This is a genomic window from Pseudomonas sp. YY-1, from assembly GCF_002843095.1.
In the GTDB taxonomy this organism is placed as follows: domain Bacteria; phylum Pseudomonadota; class Gammaproteobacteria; order Pseudomonadales; family Pseudomonadaceae; genus Aquipseudomonas; species Aquipseudomonas sediminis_A.
This window is the reverse complement of record NZ_PJLX01000008.1, coordinates 130,257-147,723: the sequence shown is the minus strand read 5'-3', so window position 1 is coordinate 147,723 and position 17,467 is coordinate 130,257. Positions and strand designations below refer to the sequence as shown.

Sequence of the window (17,467 nt, the reverse complement as noted above, 5' to 3'; positions counted from 1 at the left end):
AGCCCCGTTTTTCTTAGGGATTGCGCCCATGCATCTTCGTTCGCTGCTTCTACTGCCCCTGCTCGCCTTCAGCCTGATCGGCTGCAAGGAAGACTCCCCGCCGGCCAACCAGGCCACCGCTCCCGCGCAAAGCTTCCATTGGAAGATGGTCACCACCTGGCCGAAAAACGCGCCCGGCACCGGCACCGCTGCCGAACGCCTGGCCGAGCGCGTCAACGCCATGAGCGCCGGGCGCCTGACCATCAAGGTCTACGCCGCTGGCGAGCTGGTGCCGGCGCTGGAAGTATTCGACGCGGTCTCCCGCGGCACGGCCGAGCTCGGCCACGGTACGCCCTACTACTGGAAGGGCAAGGTGCCGGCGGCGCAGTTCTTCGGTGCGGTGCCCTTCGGGCTGTCCACCCTGGAAATGAACGCCTGGCTGAACAAGGGAGGTGGTCAGGCGCTATGGGACGAAGCCTATGCACCATTCGGCCTCAAGCCGCTGACGGCGGGCAATAGCACCATGCAGATGGGCGGCTGGTTCAACAAGGAAATCAACAGCCTGGCTGACATCAAAGGCCTGAAAATCCGTATGCCGGGCCTCGGCGGCGAAGTCTGGAGCCGCCTGGGTGCGACCACCGTGGTGATGCCGGGCGGCGAAATCTTCACCTCGCTGCAAAGCGGCGCCATCGACGCCACCGACTGGGTCAGCCCTTACAACGACCTGGCCTTCGGCCTGCATAAAGCCGCCAAGTACTATTACTACCCGGGCTGGCAGGAACCACAGTCAGTGCTCGAACTGCTGATCAACCAGAAAGCCTTCGACGCCCTGCCCGCCGACCTGCAGGCCATCGTCACCGAAGCGGCGCGTGCGGCGACCCAGGACATGATGGACGACTACGTCTACCACAACGCCCTGGCGCTGGATGAACTGAAGAAGAGCGGCACGCTGCTCAAACGCTTCCCCGACGAAGTGCTGCAGGCGATGCAAAAGGAGAGCGAACAGGTGCTGGGCGAGCTGGCCGCACAAAGCGAACTCAATGGCCGCATCTGGGCCTCGATGCAGGCGTTCCAGGCGCTGGCTATCCCCATGCATGCACTCTCGGAAAAGGAGCTGTACGACTGGCGCTGAGCCGCTCAGCGCTATAGCCCTTGCCCTTGTGGGAGCCTCGCCCCGGGGCGAAGCTGTATTACCTCAGGTTCGCGGCGGAGCGCCGCTCCTACCCGTTCGGCGCGGCCACATCTGACCTATCCGGCTCCGTTTGTCGTTCCAGGCTGCACCTCCAGCCCCGGCGGCCATACTTCAGGGATGAAGAAAAAGCCGACCGACCCCGCCCACATTCTTGATACCGCCCTGCAACTGGCCGACGTCTGCGGCTGGGAGCGCCTGCACCTGTTCGACGTCGCCGCCGCGCTCGATATAGGCCTGGACGATATCGCCCGCCATTACCGCGACAAGGATGACCTGGTGGAGGCTTGGTTCGACCGCGCCGACCTGGCCATGCTTGGTCACGCAAAAAATCCCGCTCTGCAGGGGCTGAACGCCGAACAGCGCCTGGAAAATTGCCTGCTGGCCTGGCTCGACAGCCTCGCCGCACATCGGGCCGTCACTGGGCAGATGCTGCTGTACAAGCTCGAGCCCGGGCATATCCACCTGCAGGTGCTCGGCCTGATGCGCGTAAGCCGCACCGTGCAGTGGTGGCGCGAAGCAGCCGGACGGCAAAGCCTGCACCTGCGCCGTATCGCCGAAGAAACCCTGCTCACCAGCGCCTATCTGCGCAGCTTCGTGCATTGGCTGCGTCATCCCGAAGAAGACGCAGCAACCTTCCGCGCCTTTCTGCGTGCTCAACTACGCTGCGGCCCGCTGCCTCTGCTGCTGCAACGCCCGTAGGGTGCGCCAGGCGCTTCGGTACCAAGCCGGGCAGGCACGGCGCCATCCAGTGCAGGCAAAAGCCGGAAACATTCTGTCACTGGTCATGCCCCCCCTATGACGGGCAAGATGCCGGCCAAGCTTTTCCATAAGAGAGAAAACCGTGATGCAGCGTTTCCTCAGTATCGCCATGGTTCTGTGCCTGGCACTGACCTTCAGTTTCGAAGCCCACGCCAAGCGTTTTGGCGGTGGCAAATCCTTCGGCTCCGCACCCAGCCATCAGACCCGCCAGGCCACGCCGCCGGCGCAATCGGCTGCCCAGGCACCCGGTCGTCAACAGCCTGCCGCTGCCGCCAGCGGTGCTTCGCGCTGGCTCGGCCCGCTGGCCGGTCTGGCCGCCGGTGGCCTGCTGGCCTCGATGTTCATGGGTGATGGTTTCGAAGGCCTGCAGATCATGGACATGCTGATCTTCGGCCTAATCGCTTTCCTGCTGTTCCGCTTCCTCGCTGCCCGTCGCGCTCGTCGACAGCCGCAAATGGCCGCTGCCGGTGCGCCGTACCAGCGTGAAATGCCAAATGCCGACAACGCGCCGGCCGCTGGCAGCAATATCTTCGGTGGTCGTCTGGCCTCGGCCGCTCCGGTGATTAACGCCCCGGCCTGGTTCAATGAGCAGAGCTTCATCGCCGCCGGTCGCGAGCACTTCATGAACCTGCAGCAGCACTGGGACGCCGACGAGATGGACAAGATCGCCGAGTTCGTCACGCCGCAACTGCTGGACTTCCTCAAGCGCGAGCGCGCCGAGCTGGGTGACGGCTTCCAGTCCACCTACGTCGACAACCTCGACGTGCAACTCGATGGTGTCGACGACAACGCCGAGAAGACCATCGCTACCCTGACCTTCAGCGGTGTGTCGAAGACCTCGCGCTTCGAGCAGGGCGAGCCGTTCAGCGAAAGCTGGCGCCTGGAGCGCGCCCAGGGCGACAACCAGCCCTGGCTGATCGCTGGCATTCGCCAGAACTGATCGCGACGACGCAGAACAAACCCGGGCTTGCCCGGGTTTTTTTATTGCGGCATTTGCCGGTTATCGCGGCTGAAGCCGCTCCTACAGCCCCTCACGACAGATCCTTAGCAGCCCGGCGCATGCCGATATGCGGGATGTCGTCCTCCAGATACACCTCGGTCACCGCCTCGAAGCCATAACGCCCGTAGTAGCCCTGCAGGTGCGCCTGCGCCGATAGATAAACCGGCACCCCCGACCAACGCTGACTACACTCGACCAGCGCCCGCTCCATCAGCCGATGGCCCAGCCCGCTGCCGCGCGCCCGCTCGGCGATCACCACCCGACCGATTACCACCTCGCCGTCCATGCGTTGCGGATCGAGCAAGCGCAGATAGCCCACCAGCCCAGATTCATCACGCGCCAGCAGGTGGCAGGTGTCACCGACCAGGTCCTGGCCATCGGTTTCCAGATAGGGGCAGTTCTGCTCGACCACGAACACCTGGGTGCGCAGTGCCAGCAGTTCATAGAGGGTCGCAGCATCGAGTTCGCTGTGGTGCAGGCAGTGCCAGGTAAGAGATGACATGAAAGGCTCCGCAAAAGCGCCAGTATGCAGTGACGACGACATGTTTTCATTCTGCCGGCCAGCTACTGTATAAAGCCGATCCCCCAAGATGAGGAGCCGACGCCGTGGAAGAAGTCATCGAACAGCTGCGCGAACTCAACGAGCCGGTACCGGTACCGCTGGAGCTGCCGGAAGAAGAGACCCTGGTGGAGATTCAAGAGCAGATCCTCATCCACTTGCCCTTCGAGCTGCGCGAATACCTGCTCAAGGTCAGTGATGTGGTCTACGGCCGCCTGGAGCCGGTGACCGCCAGTGATCCGCAATCGCACACCTACCTACCGGAAGTCGCCTCGGTGGCCTGGGATCTCGGCCTGCCGCGCGATCTGGTGCCACTGTGCCAGGACGGCCGCGACTACTACGCGGTGGACGTGGAAGGCCAGGTCTGGCTGTGGGATGGCGACGAAGGCGAGCTGACCGACGAAAGCTGGGACTCGGTCTGGCACTGGTGCCGTGACGTCTGGCTGGAAAGCTGATCACGCTTTCGCACTAGGGTGCGCCCTACGGACTATCTGCTTCCCGAACGCCGTCGCCGCTGAAGCGCCTCCCACGATGTGTATCCGAGACTCGGCCGCGTGGGAGGGGCTTTAGCCGCGAGCCGCATCAAGTGAGTTACGCGAGCAGCGCCCTCACACCTCACCCTGCTCCAACGCCAGCAGGTTGAGCAGAAAGCGCGCGAAGTAAAGCAGATCCTGTTCCATCGCCTGGCGAGCGCCCTTGGCATCGCCGGCTTCGATAGCGGCAAAGGCGTCTTCATGAAAGTCATTGAGCCGCAGCGACAGGTCGGCGCCGGTGAACAGGCGGTTGAAGAAGGGGCCGATCTGCAGCCATAGCGACTCGATCGAACGCAGCAACACCGGGTTGCCACATGCACCGTACAAATGCAGGTGAAACTGGCTGTTGGCGTTGAGGTAGTCCTGCACCTGGCGCTGCTCGATGGCGGCGTCCATGCGCTGCACACAGTCACGCAGCAGGGCCAGGTCGCTGCTGTCCAGACGCGGCGTGGCCAGCTCCACTGCCAGGCCTTCCAGCGCCAGGCGCACCTGGAAGATGTTTTCGTAGCGCTCGCGGGTCATCGACGGGACGCGCACCGAGCGCTGCTGCTCGCCCTCCAGCGCGCCCTCGGCCACCAGCCGCTGCAGGGCCGCGCGAACCGGCATCGGGCTGGTGCCCCATTCGGTGGCCAAGTCGCGGATCTTCAACCGCTCCCCGGGTTGGAAACGCCCGACCAGCAGTCCTGAGCGGATGTTCTGATACAGCTGCTCCTGCAGATTGTCAGCCATGTGCCACCTCCATCGGTGGCGCCGGCAATTGGGCAAGGGTCAGGCTACAGTCACGCATGGGAGGCTCCGATTGAAGATGTGGCGAGTCTACGACAGGAACTGATTTTGTGTGAAAAACGGCTGAATATGAAATTTTTCGTGATCACAAATAAAGATTTGAAGCCGAAATAATCGACTCATATCTAACCATTTACTATTTTGTGATCACAAAATATCATGCCGGCAGCATTCAATCGAGGTATGCCCCATGACCACCGCCAGTGGCATCAGCCAAGTCGCCGTTGACCGTTTCGTCGCCGCCGAGCGCGAGCGGTTCCTGTCCCGCAATCCGAAGTCCGTGGCCCTGGCCGAGCGCGCCCGCCACTCGCTGTACGGCGGCGTGCCGATGCACTGGATGGCCGACTGGTCGACACCGGTACCGCTGTTCGTCGAGCGAGCCAAGGGCGCACGTTTCTTCGATGTGGACGGTCACGAGTACATCGACTTCTGCCTGGGTGACACCGGCACCATGTTCGGCCACTCCCCCGATCCGGTGGCCCGCGCCCTCGCCGAACAAGCGAATAACGGCCTGACCACCATGCTGCCGGGCGAGGACGCAGTGGTTTGCGGCGAGCTGCTGGCCCAGCGCTTCGGCCTGCCCTACTGGCAGGTGACCGCCACCGCCACCGACTCCAACCGCTACGTGCTGCGCTGGGCGCGCGCCATCACTCAGCGCAAGACCCTGCTGGTGTTCGACGGCTGCTACCACGGCACCGTCGACGACGTGATGGTGCGCGAACGCGATGGCCAGACCGTGCACCGCTCCGGTCTGGTCGGCCAGGCCTACGACCTGACCGAGCACAGCCGCGCCATTCCCTTCAACGATGTCGCAGCGCTGGAGGCGGCGTTGGCTCAGGGCGACGTCTGCGCCCTGCTCTGCGAACCGGCGATGACCAACATCGGCATGGTCCTGCCCGATCCAGGCTTCATGCAGAAATGCCGCGAGTTGACGCGTAAGTACGGCAGCCTGCTGATCATCGACGAAACCCACACCATCTCCACCGATATCGGTGGCTGCACGCGCCTGTGGGGCCTGGACCCGGACTTCTTCGTGGTCGGCAAGCCGATCGCCGGGGGCGTGCCTTGCGGCATCTTCGGTTGCAGCGCAGAGATGGCAGGCGCCATGACCCAGGCGCGTCAGCGCGCCAGCGAGGCAAGCCACGGTCACGGCCACAGCGGCATGGGCACCACCCTGTCGGCCAACGCCCTGGCCATGCACTGCATGCGCGCCAACCTGGAGCAGGTGATGACCCAGGCGGCCTACGACCACATGTTGCCGCTGGCGGCGCGCCTGGCCGAGGGTTTCCGCCAGTTGATCGACAAGCATGGCCTCAAGTGGTCGGTGACCGAACTTGGCGCGCGTTGCGAGTTCCAGTTCTGCGCCACGCCGCCACGCACCGGCGCCGAGGCCGAAGCGGCGTTCCATGACGAGCTGCAAATGGCCCTGCACCTGTACCTGATCAACCGCGGCATTCTGATCACGCCATTCCACAACATGACCCTGTGCTGCCCGAGCACCACAGCGCAGGATGTGGACAAGCTGATCGCCATGCTCGACCAAGCCCTCACCGAGCTGCTGGCCATCCCCGGCGCCCGCGAGTAATTCATCGATCAGCCTGTGGGAGGGGCTTTAGCCGCGACAGTCGCCGCTAAAGCGCCTCCCACGAGATAACGACTCACTGTGAGAATCACCATGCAATTCGCCAACCCGCAGGAAGCCCGCGACTTTCTCGCCGCCCACCCCGAGGTCCGCAGCATCGAGCTGATGCTGATCGACGCCAACGGCATCCCGCGCGGCAAGCTGCTGCATCGCGACGAGCTGCTGGCTATCTACGAAAACGGCCGACCGCTGCCCAGCTCGATCCTGTCGCTGACCATCCAGGGCGAGGACGTCGAGGAAAGCGGCCTGGTCTGGGAAGTGGCCGATGCCGACTGCTGGACCTACCCGCTGCCCGGCAGCCTGACCCTGCAACCCTGGCGCGCGGTGCCTACCGGCCAGCTACAAGTGAGCATGCACCCGACCCAGGGTCTGCCAGCCACGCCGGGCGACCCGCGCCATGTGCTGGTGCGTGCCATCGAGGCGCTCAAGGCCGACGGCTATCACCCGGTGATGGCGGTGGAGCTGGAGTTCTACCTGCTGGACAAGCAGCGCGACGCCAATGGTCGCCCGCAGCCCGCCGTGCAGATGAATGGCGTACGCCCGCAGGCGCCGCAGGTCTACGGCGTGTATGAGCTGGAGCAGATGCAGCCCTTCCTCGACGACCTCTACGCCGCCTGCGAGGCGCAGGGCCTGCCGGTGCGCACGGCGATCTCCGAATACGCCCCCGGCCAGCTAGAGCTGACCCTGGAGCACCGCTTCGATGCGCTGCAGGCGGTGGACGAAGGCGTGCGCTACAAGCGCCTGGTCAAGGGTGTGGCCAACAAGCATGGACTGCAGGCCTGCTTCATGGCCAAGCCGTTCGGCGATCTGGCTGGCAGTGGCCTACATATGCACGTGTCGCTGGCCGATGCTGACGGCAACAATTTGATGGCCAGCGAGCTTTCTGACCTTGAAGGCAGACAGGGCACGCTCTTGAGACATGCCATTGGCGGCATGATGACAACGCTGGGCGATGCCATGGCGATCTTCTGCCCCAACGCCAACTCCTTCCGCCGTTTCCAGGCCAACAGCTACGCGCCGCTGGCCAAGAGCTGGGGGGTGAACAACCGCACCGTGTCGTTCCGCGTGCCAGGCGGGCCGGCCAACAGTCGCCATGTCGAGCACCGCATCTGCGGCGCCGACGCCAACCCGTACCTGGCTGCGGCGGCGATCCTCGCCGGCATCCACAAGGGCATCCGCGAGCAGCTCGACCCAGGCGCAGCCATCGTCGGCAATGGCTACGAGCAGGCCCGCGAAACCCTGCCCACCGACTGGCTCACCGCCCTGCGCAACCTGGAAGATTCAAGCTGGGCACGCGAATCGCTCGGCGAGGATTTCCTCGAGGTGTTCCTGGCGATCAAGTGGGCCGAGTACCGCCAGTTCATGGGAGAGGTGGGCGAGCAGGACTGGCGCTGGTACCTGACTCACGCCTGATCGTCGCGGACGATAAGTTGGCGGCGAGCCCTGCCGCACACCCTTATCTACAGCGGCATGCAACGCCCATTGAATCCCGCCTCGTGCGGGCCGTCGAAACACAGCTGGCCGCGTCCATCGGGCTCGGCCAGCTGTGTCGGATGGTATGGGTTGCGGGCATCCGGCATGTTGGCCAGCTGCTCGTCATCGAAAGGCCCCGGAGGCAGGCTCACCACTACGGCCAACAAGCGGCGCTTCGCCTCCAGGTCATGCAAGCGCCCGGCATACAGGCGCATGTTCGGGCCAGCGATAGCCAGTAGGATGTTGCCAGCCCGGTTACGTATACCGCCAACCGAGGCCGGCCCAGGAACCGGCTCCTGCAGCGCGGCGGCGAACGCATCCGGCTCCAGCTGCGACAACTCCACGGCTCGCGCATAAGGCGCCAGGCTGGCGTTGATGGTCATCTGCGGTCGGAAAAACAGCAGCAGCCCGAGGTATTCCCGGCCGGAGACGCTATCAGGCAGCTGCGCATACATCTGCGCTATACCGTAGAACTCGCGCTGCATGGGCTTGAGCAGCGAGCGCTCGGCCGCGCTGAAGGGCTCCGGAACCGACGGGCGTGGGATCAGCCCATGGCGATAGAGACGAACCTGCCACTCCAGGTTATCGCTGATCAGCCGCCCCAGCAGCATCTTCAGCACCAGGTTGTCCGCGCGCACCAGTTGCTGGCGCAGTAGTCTGAGCTCCTCGCGCAACCCTCCCTGCGCCACATCGCTTTGGCCATCGCGGGCCATTTGCAGCATGAGCAGATCGTGCACCCGCTGGCCCGCGTAGACATAAGTCAGGCGCGGTAGCGGCTCGGCTAGGCTCACCGAGGTCAGCGTGCGGTAGTCATCCATGTTGAGAAAATCCCAGTAGCGCCGCTGCAGAGCGAACCAATCCGGGGCGATACGGCTCCCCAGGTCGGCCTGCTCCAGCAGGCTGTCGAAGCAGCCGGGCGCCTCGATTCGGCAGAACAGTCGCCCTTCTGGCAACGGCAGGCTGGCAACGCTCGGCCCCGAATAATCGCTATCGGTCACACCGCGCCCGGCGTGCCAGCGCTCGTAGTGCTGCAGACGGTCCGCGCCCAGTGCCTCAGGCTGCTCATCTAAAGGGGCATCGATCCCGTTGAGGTAAAGGTACGCGCGGCTTTCGCCCGTTGCCGCCTGCACCTGCTGCTGCCAGTCCTGCACCTGAGTGCCAGGCGGCTCGTCACGCAGCCAGGCGTAGCCGCCCACGAGGAGCAGCGCCGACAAGCACATGATCAGGACAGCAACCTGCCCAGGCCTCATGGGCTGACCTTGATGTAACGACCACCGACGCTGATGCCCATGCCGCCGTAATCCTGGCAGCCCTCGGCGAATACCTCCTGCACGCGCAGCTCGATGCCTTCACGCAGCAGTTGCACTGCGCAATCGTTGCCCAGGCCGGCGTCCTGCAGGCGCATCTGCACCTCGTCGCCGACCAACTTGCCATCCAGCTCGCCAATCGCAGCCGGGCCGTACTCCTCGACCCGAGCGCCGGCGCGTACGGGCGAGAAACTGGCGAGATAGCCGCCATTACTGTCTTCGCTGATCAGCAGCTCGCTCCATACCGCCTGGCCGCCGTAACGCAGGTAGCGTCCGGTCGGGCTGGTGGCGAGGGTCTGGTAATCCAGCGCCTCGGCTACCTTGGTCAGGTGCAGGCGAGTCGAGGAGCCACTGAGGTTGTTGTCCAGCGCCACGCCTAACCAGGCGCGCGCCATGCCGGTCTGGCCGGAGCGCAGGTTAGCGAGGATGAGATTGTTCAGTGCCAACTCCAACTGTGCCGTATCACCATCTTCGACGCGTCGTAACTGACGTTCGAACGCTTCGATGGCCTGCTCGAAGCGGCCGTCCTGATAGGCGGCGCTGCCGACCTGGTTGCACTGCACCGCTGTGGCGCATTCTTCGGTCGCCTGCACGGCACCGGCGAGCCCTAGCAGAGCCAGGAGCATAAATTTCGAGCGAATCAGCATGGATGGCATCCTTGCAATAGTGAGTGTGTATCTTGCATTGCACCAGCAGGCCTTACTCTCATAAGCCCCACACGTACTCGGAGCGACGATGGAAGCCGGAACCGCGCAACTGACGATGACCGTACTGATGACACCGGATATGGCCAATTTCTCCGGAAATGTCCACGGCGGTACGCTGCTCAAGTACCTCGACGAAGTCGCCTACGCCTGTGCCAGCCGCTACGCCGGCTGCTACGTGGTGACCCTATCGGTGGATCAGGTGATGTTCCGTGAACCGGTGCACGTCGGCGAACTGGTCACCTTCCTCGCCTCGGTCAACCACACCGGGCGCACGTCGATGGAAATCGGCATCAAGGTGATCACCGAGAACATCCGCGAGCGCTCGGTGCGCCACACCAACAGCTGCTTCTTCACCATGGTCGCGGTCGATGCCAATGGCCGCCCGGCACCGATCCCGGAACTGCAACCGGACACCGCCGACGGCCTGCGCCGCCAGCGCCAGGCCAAGCAGCGCCGGCAGATTCGCGACGAGTTGCAACAGCGCTACCAGGCGTTGAGCGAAGAGAAGAACGCCGAAGCGTAGGGCGGATGCAACCGGCCGCAGATGGCGCCTCGCGCCTCAGTCGTGACCGATGTAGAACAACAGCTCGCGGCGCTGCGGGTGATCCTTGAGCCAGGTACGAATTTCGTCGGCGCGGGCGATGGCGTCTTCGCCGGCGATGCGGCTGAAGCGGTCGCGCCGGGCCTGTTCGCTGGCCTTCTGCCGTACCTGGCGCTGCCAGGCATCGGTGAAGATCGCCGGCATGCGCTGGCTCAGCTCCAGGGCCTTGAGCAGTTGCCATTCGCCGCTGTCCAGCCAGGCTTCGTCGCACGTGCCGCACAGGTCGAGACGATTGGCGCGGGTGCCGCTGATCTGAAACTTGCTCATCAGCTTGGCGCACTTGGGGCAACTCAAGGCATGACTGGTTTCGCCCACTTCAGCCTCGGCGGCCAGCTCGGTTGATGTCTCTTGTGCTGGTTGACGCTCGGCCCAGTCGCGGTAGTGCAGCAGGCTGACCAGCGTGCCTTGGCACTGTGCGCAGCCATGGCCGAGCAGGCCATCTTCGAGTTTTGCCGGTTGCAGGCGAGTGGTGCGGCAGGCGGGGCAATGCATGGTGACGTCCTTTTCATCTGAAGAGAGCGAACGCTAATGCAGAGCCGACGCATGGGCAAGCCACTGTGCTGAGAAGCACGTGGCAGATAAGCTAAGCTCTGTCTCCCGAAGCTGGAGTCGCCATGATCAACCTGTTCGATGTGTTCCTGCTGATGCTGTTCGCCGCTGCCTGCGCCTGGCTATGGCGCGGCCACGGTATTCGCGAGCGTGCGCTGGCCTTCGCCAAGCAGCACTGCGCAAAACTCGACGTGGAGCTGCTCGATGGCGCCGTGGCATTGCGTCGTCTGGCCATCCAGCGCGATGCCAGAGGCCATCGTCGCCTGGCGCGACTGTATGACTTCGAGTTCACCGTCACCGGCGAGCAACGACTGCGCGGACATATCAGCATGTTCGGCCCGCACCTTGGCCGCATCGAACTGCAGCCCCACCCGATATTGGAGCCGCAGCCCGAACCGGTTGCAGTGCAACAACCAGGCAACGTCATTCGCCTGGAAGACTGGCGGCGCAAGGCGCAATAGCGCCTACCCGATTCAGCCGCGCTGCAGCAGGAAAGCGGCCACGCGCTCGGCGCTGTCCGCCGGGTGCTCCTGCATGAAACAGTGCCCGCCCGGCACCACCTGACTGCGCACATGGGCGTTGCCCGCGCACCAGCGCGCCACGGACTTGGCAACGAAGGGATAGGTGTGTGCACCGTGAATCACTTCGGTCGGCGTCGTCACCTTGGCCAGCGACGGCCACAAGCCCCGCGGGAAGGAGCCAAAGATATCCGCCTCACGGCTTGGCCGGCACTTGAGCTCGACGCCACCCTCGACATCCTTCAGCGCATGCTCGATATAGGCGTCGAACGCTGCCTCGTCCCAACCACGGAACATGCCACGGCCATGTAACGCAGCGTGAGCACTGGCGCGGTCAGTCCATTGCCGACGGCGCTTCTGCGCCTTCTTCGCCATCCCGGTACGCTGCGCCAGGCCGACCACGTCGGACAATGCCATCACCCCGATCATCGCCGGACTGAACAGCACCGGGTCGAGCAGCACGGCGCGCCGGAACAGCTCTGGATGGCGCGCCAGGATCAAGCTGGTAAGCACACCGCCGAAGCTGTGCCCGAGGGCAAAGCGCGGTACGTCGCCGAATGGCCCACGCAAGGTGTCGAAGGCCTCCACCGCCAGCTCAGCGCTGCGGTTCCAGCCATGGAAGCGGCCGCCATGATCGCTGTCACCATGGCCCTGTACATCGCACAGCCAGAGGTCGAAGTCCTCGGCCAACGCGGCCAGCATTGGTGTATAGACGCGCCCGCAATAGCCATTGCCGTGCAGGAAATGCAGCAACGGCTTGCCCGACGGCGGCGTGTGCCAGCCGCGCAGGGTGAAGCCGGCAGAGGTGTCGTGAGACCAGGGCAGCAGTTGCATGAAAGTTATCCACAGCGACGAGAGCGCGGCGAGTTTATCAGCCCACCGCCGGGATTCGGCACGCAGCGAACGAAGCGCTTAGCGTTTTGGCGTCCTGCGCCTGATCGAAGATCAATTCCAGGCGCGAGTCCTTACGCCATTCGCTCGGGGTCCAGGCCTGTAGCGCTTGCCCCTGCAAGGCATTCAACGACTGCCAGCCTTCGCCGCCGTGCAGCACGGCCTTGGCCCTGCGCCAATCCATACGCTGCAACCACTGGCTCACCTGCGCGAGATCGAAACGCTGGCTGGGGTGCCAGCGCCAGCCAATGCTCCAGCCCTCGGCCTGATCCTGCACCTGGCAGATCGGCTCGGCAGCGTAGCGCCAGATCTGCGCCAGGCCGGGTGCAGCTGTGGGTAACTCGGTGCTCGCCTTGATGGACGAAGCCTGCGCCGCCAGCCCCGGCAGCAAGCCCAGGTCAAGCCGGCCCTGCTCGCTCCAGTGCAGCGGCACGGGCGGCAGGCTCGCGGCAATTCGCACCCGGCTCGCCTCGTCCAGAGACTCGCTCTTGTTCAACAGCAGCAAGCCGGCCTCATCCAGTGCCTGACGCTGCACGTCCGGCAACGGCTGACCGCTAGCCAGTGCGGCAGCATCAAGCACCATCAGTGCCGGTTGCACGGCCAACACGCCTAGCCAGGGCGGCCGACGCAGTTGCGCCAGCAACTGTGCCGGATGCCCCAAGCCGGATGGCTCGATCAGCAGGCGATCTGGCTTCGCTTTGCGCAGCAGGCGCCCGAGGCCGACCTGAAATGGCGCGCCATTGACGCAGCACAGGCAACCACCGGCCACTTCGGCCATGGCGATACCGTCGTCGCCTTGCTCGAGCAAGGCGGCGTCCAGACCGATCTGGCCGAATTCGTTGATCAGCACCGCCCAACGCTCGCCCGCCGGTTTCTGCGCCAGCAGGTGACGGATCAGCGTGGTCTTGCCGGCGCCGAGCGGGCCGGCAATGAGGTGGGTAGGGATTTGACTGAGCATGAATTTATGTTCGGTGGTTCGCCAGACAAGTGCCAGCACAGACTGCAAAGAAACAGCATGTTAGATTCGCCGGCAGTTTTTCGGGAGTCGAAATGATGCGTGCATGGCTGTTGCTGTTTTCCCTGCTGCCGGGCCTGGCTCTGGCCGAAGCCTGCGTGGTGCACAGCCAGGCCGAACGCCTGGACGTGAAGGTCTGCCAGGAAAATCGCAACATCCCCACCACGCTGTTCCGCGACGGTTTCTGCCAGCCGCAGTTGCAAGGCCAGACGGTCGAGGTGGAGTTCGTCGAACAGTGCCCCAAGGGTGCCCACGGCGTCTGCCAGAACGCCCGCGCCGGCAGCGGTATGTACCTGCAGGATATCCACTACTACGGCGTGGCCAGCGACGCGTTGTACCTGGAGCCAGCCTGCAAGACGCAGTATCAGGGCCAGTGGATCAAGCCCTGAGGCGAGTGTTGTAGGGCGGGTGCAACCCGCCACTCCCTGCCTGGCGGGTTGCACCCGCCCTACGCGGAACGCTGACATCAAACTGTCACCCAACAGGCGCCTAATGACCTCGGGTACCTCACGTAACCCTCATGTCGAGTCACGCGTCGACATGATCTCTTGGTGCTTAAGGCCGGGGCAGTCGCTCCGGCCTATTTTTTAAGAGCTTGCCGCTATCCGTAGGGTGTCGCGGGGCCGCCTAGGCTGTGCGCACCAGCAAACGCCTCGGTGTCGCGGTGCGCACAGCGCACCCTACGCAACTGCAGTTTCGCGCGGCTCAGGCCAGCCAATCCAGGGTCAACAACAGACGTCGCTCACCCACTGGCGGCTGCGGCGAGCGGTGGATCAATCCGCGCCCTTCGTTGCCATGCCATTTCTCGCCCTTGGCCAACGCCACATGTCCGCTTTCGAGGCGCTGGATCAGGGCCTCGTCCTGCGGCTCGGCACCCGGCTGACCGAGCTTGCTGCGCGGCATCACGCCCTCCTCCAGCCAATCGCTGCCGACACCGGCATAGCTGGTGATCAGCCTCAGCGGCACGTGGTCGACGTGAAAGCGCGGGCACATGGCCTTGTCCAGCGCGCGCAGGCGCAGGCCGATGCGCTGAGCATCGAGCAGGCAGGCATAGGCACGCACCAGCCAGGCCACATCGGCGAGAAAGGCCGCCTGACCCGGCAGATCGGCGTACTGCGCCACCAGGCCATCGAGATTCGGCTCGCTGTCCGCACGCGGCAGCTCCAGGGTCATGGACTGCGCCAGCGGCTCACCTTGCGCCAGCAGCGCGTCGGCGAAGTCGGCGATCTGCGCCGGCAGGCGACGCTGCCAGACAGCCAGGTTGACGCCGTCGTGCAGCACCTCACCCAGCACCTGGATATCCTCGCCCAGCACCTGCCGGGACAGGTTCGGCAACTGCAGGGCGAACATCAGGCGGCCTCCTGCTGCCAGGCACCGAAGGGGTCAGCGAGCAGGCGCCAGGCATCCGGGCCGCCGGCCATTTCCTCATCGGTCAGCAGGCAATCGTCCAGCTCACGCACCAACTGCGGGAAGTCGATGTTCTGGCCAATGAACACCAGCTCCTGGCGGCAATCACCGACTTCAGTGCTCCAGTGCTTCATGATCGTCTGCAGACCTTCCTCGTCCTGCGGCCAGTGTTGCTTGGGCACGAAGCGCCACCAGCGCCCGGCCAGGCCATGGCGCATCAGCCCGCCAGCCTGCGACCAACTACCGGCTTCCTGATACTTGCTGGCCAGCCAGAAAAAGCCCTTGGAGCGCAGCAGGCGGCCATTCGTCCACTCACGCGAGAGGAAGTCGAAGAAGCGCTGCGGATGAAACGGCCGGCGCGCACGGTAAGCGCTGGAGGCAATGCCGTATTCCTCGGTTTCCGGCACATGCTCGCCGCGCAGCTCCTTGAGCCAGCCCGGCGCCTGCGAGGCGCGGTCGAAGTCGAAGCGGCCAGTGTCGAGGATGGTGTCCAGGGCGATCTGGCCCATGCTCATGGCCTGAATGTCGGCGTGGGTGTTGAGCCCACGGAGGATGGCCATCAGCTCCTCGCGCTCGGCCTGGCTGATCAGGTCGATCTTGCTGATCAGGATGACATCGGCGAACTCCACCTGCTCGATCAGCAGGTCGGTGATCGAACGCTCGTCCTCCTCGCCCAGGGTTTCGCCCCGGCTGGCCAGGCTGTCGGCCTCATGGAAATCGCGCAGGAAGTTCACCCCGTCGACCACCGTGACCATGGTGTCCAGCCGCGCCAGGTCGGACAGGCTGCGGCCCTGCTCGTCGCGGAAGGTGAAGGTCTCGGCCACCGGCAGCGGCTCGCTGATGCCGGTGGATTCGATCAGCAGGTAGTCGAAGCGACCTTCGCTGGCCAGGCGGCTGACCTCGTCGAGCAGGTCTTCGCGCAGGGTGCAGCAAATGCAGCCATTGCTCATCTCCACCAGCTTCTCTTCGGCGCGGTTGAGGCTGACGTCTTGCTGGACGGTGGCACCGTCGATGTTGATTTCGCTCATGTCGTTGACGATCACGGCGACCTTGCGGCCTTCACGGTTCTTCAGCACATGGTTGAGCAGGGTGCTCTTGCCGGCGCCAAGAAAGCCGGACAGCACGGTAACGGGTAGACGCTGATTCATGGGGGTGTTCCTCGTTCAGTCACGGTCACGCTGATGTTTTTCGCGCTGCTCCTGACGCTCCTTGGCTTCGATGCTCAGGGTCGCGGTCGGGCGCAGCAGCAGGCGTTTCAGGCCGATGGGCTCGCCGGTCTCGGCGCACCAGCCGTATTCGCCACGCGCCAGGCGTTCGAGCGCCTGGTCGATCTTGTCCAGCAGCTTCTTTTCCCGCTCCAGCAGGCGCAGCTGCCACTGGCGCTGTTCCTCGGCGGCGCCGATATCGGCGACGTCGCTGCTGGTATCGGGCTGGCGCAGCTCGGTGAATTCCTCGTCGATGCGCACCTGCAACTCGGCTCGCTGGGTCAGCAGCAGCTCGCGAAAGAACTGCTGCTGGGCGTCGTTCATGTAGTCGTCGGCTGGCTGAGCCAGCAGTTCGGCTTCGGTGGTCGCGGTCAGGGTCATGGCAAATCGGCTGGCTTGTTTTAATTGTTATAACATAACATTTATTTCTGACCGCTACCCACGGATTTACGATGAACGAACAGCCTCTGCCGGATATTGCCGCCCAAGCCACCCACTATGACCTGCCGCTGGACTGGGTCGGCATGGCCGGCATCGCCCTGCCCATTCGTTTGGCGGACGCCGCCGTGACCGCCAGCGTCGACATCGGCGTGAGCCTCGATGATGCCGGCGCACGTGGCATCCATATGTCGCGCCTGTACCTGGCGGCGCAGCGTCTGGTGCATCAGCCATTGAACGTGCCGGCAGTGCTGCAGGTGCTGGATGACTGCCTGAGCAGTCACCAGGAGCTGTCCGACAGCGCCACCCTGACTCTGCGCGGCGAGGTACCACTCAAGCGTCCGGCGCTGGTCAGCCCGTTGAACGGTTGGAAGGGCTACCCCTTCGAACTGCGCGCCCGGCAGGACGGCCGGGGCGTGAACATCGAATTGCAGGTTGAGGTCAGCTACTCGTCCACCTGCCCTTGCTCGGCAGCGCTGGCAAGGCAGTTGATCCAGCAACGCTTCGCCTGGGACTTTCCCGACCAGCAGGTGGATTACTCCAGCGTGCTCGACTGGCTCGGCTCGACCCAGGGCATCGTCGCCACACCGCACAGCCAGCGCAGCACGGCGACCTTGCGACTGCGCCTGGCACCGGGCTGCGTCGAACTACCCGTACTGGAGTTGATCGACAGCGCCGAGCAGGCCCTCGGCACGCCGGTACAGACCGCGGTGAAGCGCGCCGACGAACAGGCCTTCGCCCTCGCCAACGGGCAGAACCTGATGTTCTGCGAAGACGCCGCACGCCGCCTGCACCGCGCCCTGCGCCAATTGCCGCAGGCCAGCGCGTTCCGCCTCAAGGTCGTCCACGCGGAAAGCCTGCACGCCCACGACGCGGTGGCGCAAAGCCGCTGGAACTGGAGTTGAG

Annotated in this window: 20 protein-coding genes; 10 read left to right on the top strand and 10 right to left on the bottom strand. The window is 64.4% G+C overall.

The window, feature by feature from the left end; genetic code table 11:
* Positions 1–28 precede the first annotated feature (28 nt).
* From CXP40_RS13445 to CXP40_RS13435, 3 genes are all read left to right on the top strand, one after another.
* On the top strand, positions 29–1,111 hold the full coding sequence (locus CXP40_RS13445) for a TRAP transporter substrate-binding protein (protein WP_106734147.1): 1,083 nt from the start codon (positions 29–31) through the stop codon (positions 1,109–1,111).
* Positions 1,112–1,288: 177 nt separating this feature from the next.
* Complete coding sequence (locus CXP40_RS13440) at positions 1,289–1,870, top strand: TetR/AcrR family transcriptional regulator (RefSeq protein WP_106734146.1); 582 nt, start codon at positions 1,289–1,291, stop codon at positions 1,868–1,870.
* A gap of 145 nt (positions 1,871–2,015) precedes the next feature.
* Positions 2,016–2,870, top strand: a complete 855-nt coding sequence (locus CXP40_RS13435; RefSeq protein WP_106734145.1) for a Tim44 domain-containing protein — start codon at positions 2,016–2,018, stop codon at positions 2,868–2,870.
* Positions 2,871–2,961: 91 nt separating this feature from the next.
* Here CXP40_RS13435 and CXP40_RS13430 read toward each other — a convergent pair whose 3' ends face one another.
* Complete coding sequence (locus CXP40_RS13430) at positions 2,962–3,432, bottom strand: GNAT family N-acetyltransferase (protein WP_106734144.1); 471 nt, start codon at positions 3,430–3,432, stop codon at positions 2,962–2,964.
* A gap of 104 nt (positions 3,433–3,536) precedes the next feature.
* Between CXP40_RS13430 and CXP40_RS13425 the strand changes: the two genes are divergently transcribed.
* Positions 3,537–3,944, top strand: a complete 408-nt coding sequence (locus CXP40_RS13425) for an SMI1/KNR4 family protein (RefSeq protein WP_037005543.1) — start codon at positions 3,537–3,539, stop codon at positions 3,942–3,944.
* Positions 3,945–4,097: 153 nt separating this feature from the next.
* Here the strand turns inward: CXP40_RS13425 and CXP40_RS13420 are convergent, their stop codons facing one another.
* Positions 4,098–4,751, bottom strand: a complete 654-nt coding sequence (locus CXP40_RS13420) for a GntR family transcriptional regulator (RefSeq protein ID WP_106734143.1) — start codon at positions 4,749–4,751, stop codon at positions 4,098–4,100.
* Positions 4,752–4,998: 247 nt separating this feature from the next.
* Between CXP40_RS13420 and CXP40_RS13415 the strand changes: the two genes are divergently transcribed.
* Together CXP40_RS13415 and CXP40_RS13410 are read left to right on the top strand one after the other, a co-directional pair.
* The gene (locus tag CXP40_RS13415; RefSeq protein WP_106734142.1) at positions 4,999–6,393 is read left to right on the top strand and encodes an aspartate aminotransferase family protein; all 1,395 of its coding nucleotides are present in this window, start codon (positions 4,999–5,001) and stop codon (positions 6,391–6,393) included.
* A gap of 90 nt (positions 6,394–6,483) precedes the next feature.
* Positions 6,484–7,863, top strand: a complete 1,380-nt coding sequence (locus CXP40_RS13410) for a glutamine synthetase family protein (protein ID WP_106734141.1) — start codon at positions 6,484–6,486, stop codon at positions 7,861–7,863.
* Positions 7,864–7,910: 47 nt separating this feature from the next.
* Here CXP40_RS13410 and CXP40_RS13405 read toward each other — a convergent pair whose 3' ends face one another.
* Both CXP40_RS13405 and CXP40_RS13400 read right to left on the bottom strand, forming a co-directional pair.
* The gene (locus CXP40_RS13405) at positions 7,911–9,173 is read right to left on the bottom strand and encodes a hypothetical protein (RefSeq protein WP_106734140.1); all 1,263 of its coding nucleotides are present in this window, start codon (positions 9,171–9,173) and stop codon (positions 7,911–7,913) included.
* Positions 9,170–9,877 (bottom strand): tetratricopeptide repeat protein, encoded by a 708-nt coding sequence (locus CXP40_RS13400; RefSeq protein ID WP_106734139.1) that lies wholly within the window; start codon positions 9,875–9,877, stop codon positions 9,170–9,172. Before CXP40_RS13400 ends, CXP40_RS13405 begins: the two co-directional genes overlap by 4 nt.
* 88 nt (positions 9,878–9,965) lie before the next feature.
* On the opposite strand from CXP40_RS13400, the gene CXP40_RS13395 reads away from it, so the two are divergent.
* A complete protein-coding gene (locus tag CXP40_RS13395) occupies positions 9,966–10,460 on the top strand; it encodes an acyl-CoA thioesterase (protein ID WP_075750905.1) in 495 nt (164 codons plus the stop codon).
* A gap of 36 nt (positions 10,461–10,496) precedes the next feature.
* On the opposite strand, the gene CXP40_RS13390 is transcribed toward CXP40_RS13395, so the two are convergent.
* Positions 10,497–11,030: a zf-TFIIB domain-containing protein gene (locus CXP40_RS13390; RefSeq protein WP_106734138.1), complete on the bottom strand. Its 534-nt coding sequence runs from the start codon at positions 11,028–11,030 to the stop codon at positions 10,497–10,499.
* Between the two features lie 122 nt (positions 11,031–11,152).
* Between CXP40_RS13390 and CXP40_RS13385 the strand changes: the two genes are divergently transcribed.
* Positions 11,153–11,548: a DUF3301 domain-containing protein gene (locus CXP40_RS13385; RefSeq protein ID WP_092378892.1), complete on the top strand. Its 396-nt coding sequence runs from the start codon at positions 11,153–11,155 to the stop codon at positions 11,546–11,548.
* A 12-nt stretch (positions 11,549–11,560) separates the two neighbouring features.
* Here the strand turns inward: CXP40_RS13385 and CXP40_RS13380 are convergent, their stop codons facing one another.
* Together CXP40_RS13380 and CXP40_RS13375 are read right to left on the bottom strand one after the other, a co-directional pair.
* Positions 11,561–12,439, bottom strand: a complete 879-nt coding sequence (locus CXP40_RS13380) for an alpha/beta fold hydrolase (RefSeq protein ID WP_106734137.1) — start codon at positions 12,437–12,439, stop codon at positions 11,561–11,563.
* Between the two features lie 37 nt (positions 12,440–12,476).
* On the bottom strand, positions 12,477–13,454 hold the full coding sequence (locus tag CXP40_RS13375; protein WP_106734136.1) for a GTP-binding protein: 978 nt from the start codon (positions 13,452–13,454) through the stop codon (positions 12,477–12,479).
* Between the two features lie 95 nt (positions 13,455–13,549).
* Between CXP40_RS13375 and CXP40_RS13370 the strand changes: the two genes are divergently transcribed.
* On the top strand, positions 13,550–13,900 hold the full coding sequence (locus tag CXP40_RS13370; protein ID WP_106734216.1) for an NADH:ubiquinone oxidoreductase: 351 nt from the start codon (positions 13,550–13,552) through the stop codon (positions 13,898–13,900).
* A 316-nt stretch (positions 13,901–14,216) separates the two neighbouring features.
* On the opposite strand, the gene CXP40_RS13365 is transcribed toward CXP40_RS13370, so the two are convergent.
* From CXP40_RS13365 to dksA, 3 genes are read right to left on the bottom strand one after another with little or no spacing between them, the layout of a single operon-like run.
* Complete coding sequence (locus CXP40_RS13365; protein ID WP_106734135.1) at positions 14,217–14,861, bottom strand: DUF1826 domain-containing protein; 645 nt, start codon at positions 14,859–14,861, stop codon at positions 14,217–14,219.
* Positions 14,861–16,066 (bottom strand): zinc metallochaperone GTPase ZigA, encoded by a 1,206-nt coding sequence (gene zigA, locus CXP40_RS13360; RefSeq protein WP_106734134.1) that lies wholly within the window; start codon positions 16,064–16,066, stop codon positions 14,861–14,863. Before zigA ends, CXP40_RS13365 begins: the two co-directional genes overlap by 1 nt.
* A gap of 15 nt (positions 16,067–16,081) precedes the next feature.
* Positions 16,082–16,504, bottom strand: a complete 423-nt coding sequence (dksA, locus tag CXP40_RS13355) for an RNA polymerase-binding protein DksA (RefSeq protein ID WP_106734133.1) — start codon at positions 16,502–16,504, stop codon at positions 16,082–16,084.
* A 71-nt stretch (positions 16,505–16,575) separates the two neighbouring features.
* On the opposite strand from dksA, the gene folE2 reads away from it, so the two are divergent.
* Positions 16,576–17,466 carry a GTP cyclohydrolase FolE2 gene (gene folE2 / locus CXP40_RS13350; protein ID WP_106734132.1) on the top strand — a complete coding sequence of 297 codons (891 nt, stop codon included), beginning with the start codon at positions 16,576–16,578 and terminating at the stop codon, positions 17,464–17,466.
* Position 17,467 lies beyond the last annotated feature (1 nt).

Coding starts and splice junctions, on each gene's coding strand:
- CXP40_RS13445 (WP_106734147.1), top strand. CDS start 29: ATGCATCTTCGTTCGCTGCTTCTACTGCCCCTGCTCGCCTTCAGCCTG.
- CXP40_RS13440 (WP_106734146.1), top strand. CDS start 1,289: ATGAAGAAAAAGCCGACCGACCCCGCCCACATTCTTGATACCGCCCTG.
- CXP40_RS13435 (WP_106734145.1), top strand. CDS start 2,016: ATGCAGCGTTTCCTCAGTATCGCCATGGTTCTGTGCCTGGCACTGACC.
- CXP40_RS13430 (WP_106734144.1), bottom strand. CDS start 3,432: ATGTCATCTCTTACCTGGCACTGCCTGCACCACAGCGAACTCGATGCT.
- CXP40_RS13420 (WP_106734143.1), bottom strand. CDS start 4,751: ATGGCTGACAATCTGCAGGAGCAGCTGTATCAGAACATCCGCTCAGGA.
- CXP40_RS13415 (WP_106734142.1), top strand. CDS start 4,999: ATGACCACCGCCAGTGGCATCAGCCAAGTCGCCGTTGACCGTTTCGTC.
- CXP40_RS13410 (WP_106734141.1), top strand. CDS start 6,484: ATGCAATTCGCCAACCCGCAGGAAGCCCGCGACTTTCTCGCCGCCCAC.
- CXP40_RS13405 (WP_106734140.1), bottom strand. CDS start 9,173: ATGAGGCCTGGGCAGGTTGCTGTCCTGATCATGTGCTTGTCGGCGCTG.
- CXP40_RS13400 (WP_106734139.1), bottom strand. CDS start 9,877: ATGCTGATTCGCTCGAAATTTATGCTCCTGGCTCTGCTAGGGCTCGCC.
- CXP40_RS13395 (WP_075750905.1), top strand. CDS start 9,966: ATGGAAGCCGGAACCGCGCAACTGACGATGACCGTACTGATGACACCG.
- CXP40_RS13390 (WP_106734138.1), bottom strand. CDS start 11,030: ATGCATTGCCCCGCCTGCCGCACCACTCGCCTGCAACCGGCAAAACTC.
- CXP40_RS13385 (WP_092378892.1), top strand. CDS start 11,153: ATGATCAACCTGTTCGATGTGTTCCTGCTGATGCTGTTCGCCGCTGCC.
- CXP40_RS13380 (WP_106734137.1), bottom strand. CDS start 12,439: ATGCAACTGCTGCCCTGGTCTCACGACACCTCTGCCGGCTTCACCCTG.
- CXP40_RS13375 (WP_106734136.1), bottom strand. CDS start 13,454: ATGCTCAGTCAAATCCCTACCCACCTCATTGCCGGCCCGCTCGGCGCC.
- CXP40_RS13370 (WP_106734216.1), top strand. CDS start 13,550: ATGCGTGCATGGCTGTTGCTGTTTTCCCTGCTGCCGGGCCTGGCTCTG.
- CXP40_RS13365 (WP_106734135.1), bottom strand. CDS start 14,861: ATGTTCGCCCTGCAGTTGCCGAACCTGTCCCGGCAGGTGCTGGGCGAG.
- zigA (WP_106734134.1), bottom strand. CDS start 16,066: ATGAATCAGCGTCTACCCGTTACCGTGCTGTCCGGCTTTCTTGGCGCC.
- dksA (WP_106734133.1), bottom strand. CDS start 16,504: ATGACCCTGACCGCGACCACCGAAGCCGAACTGCTGGCTCAGCCAGCC.
- folE2 (WP_106734132.1), top strand. CDS start 16,576: ATGAACGAACAGCCTCTGCCGGATATTGCCGCCCAAGCCACCCACTAT.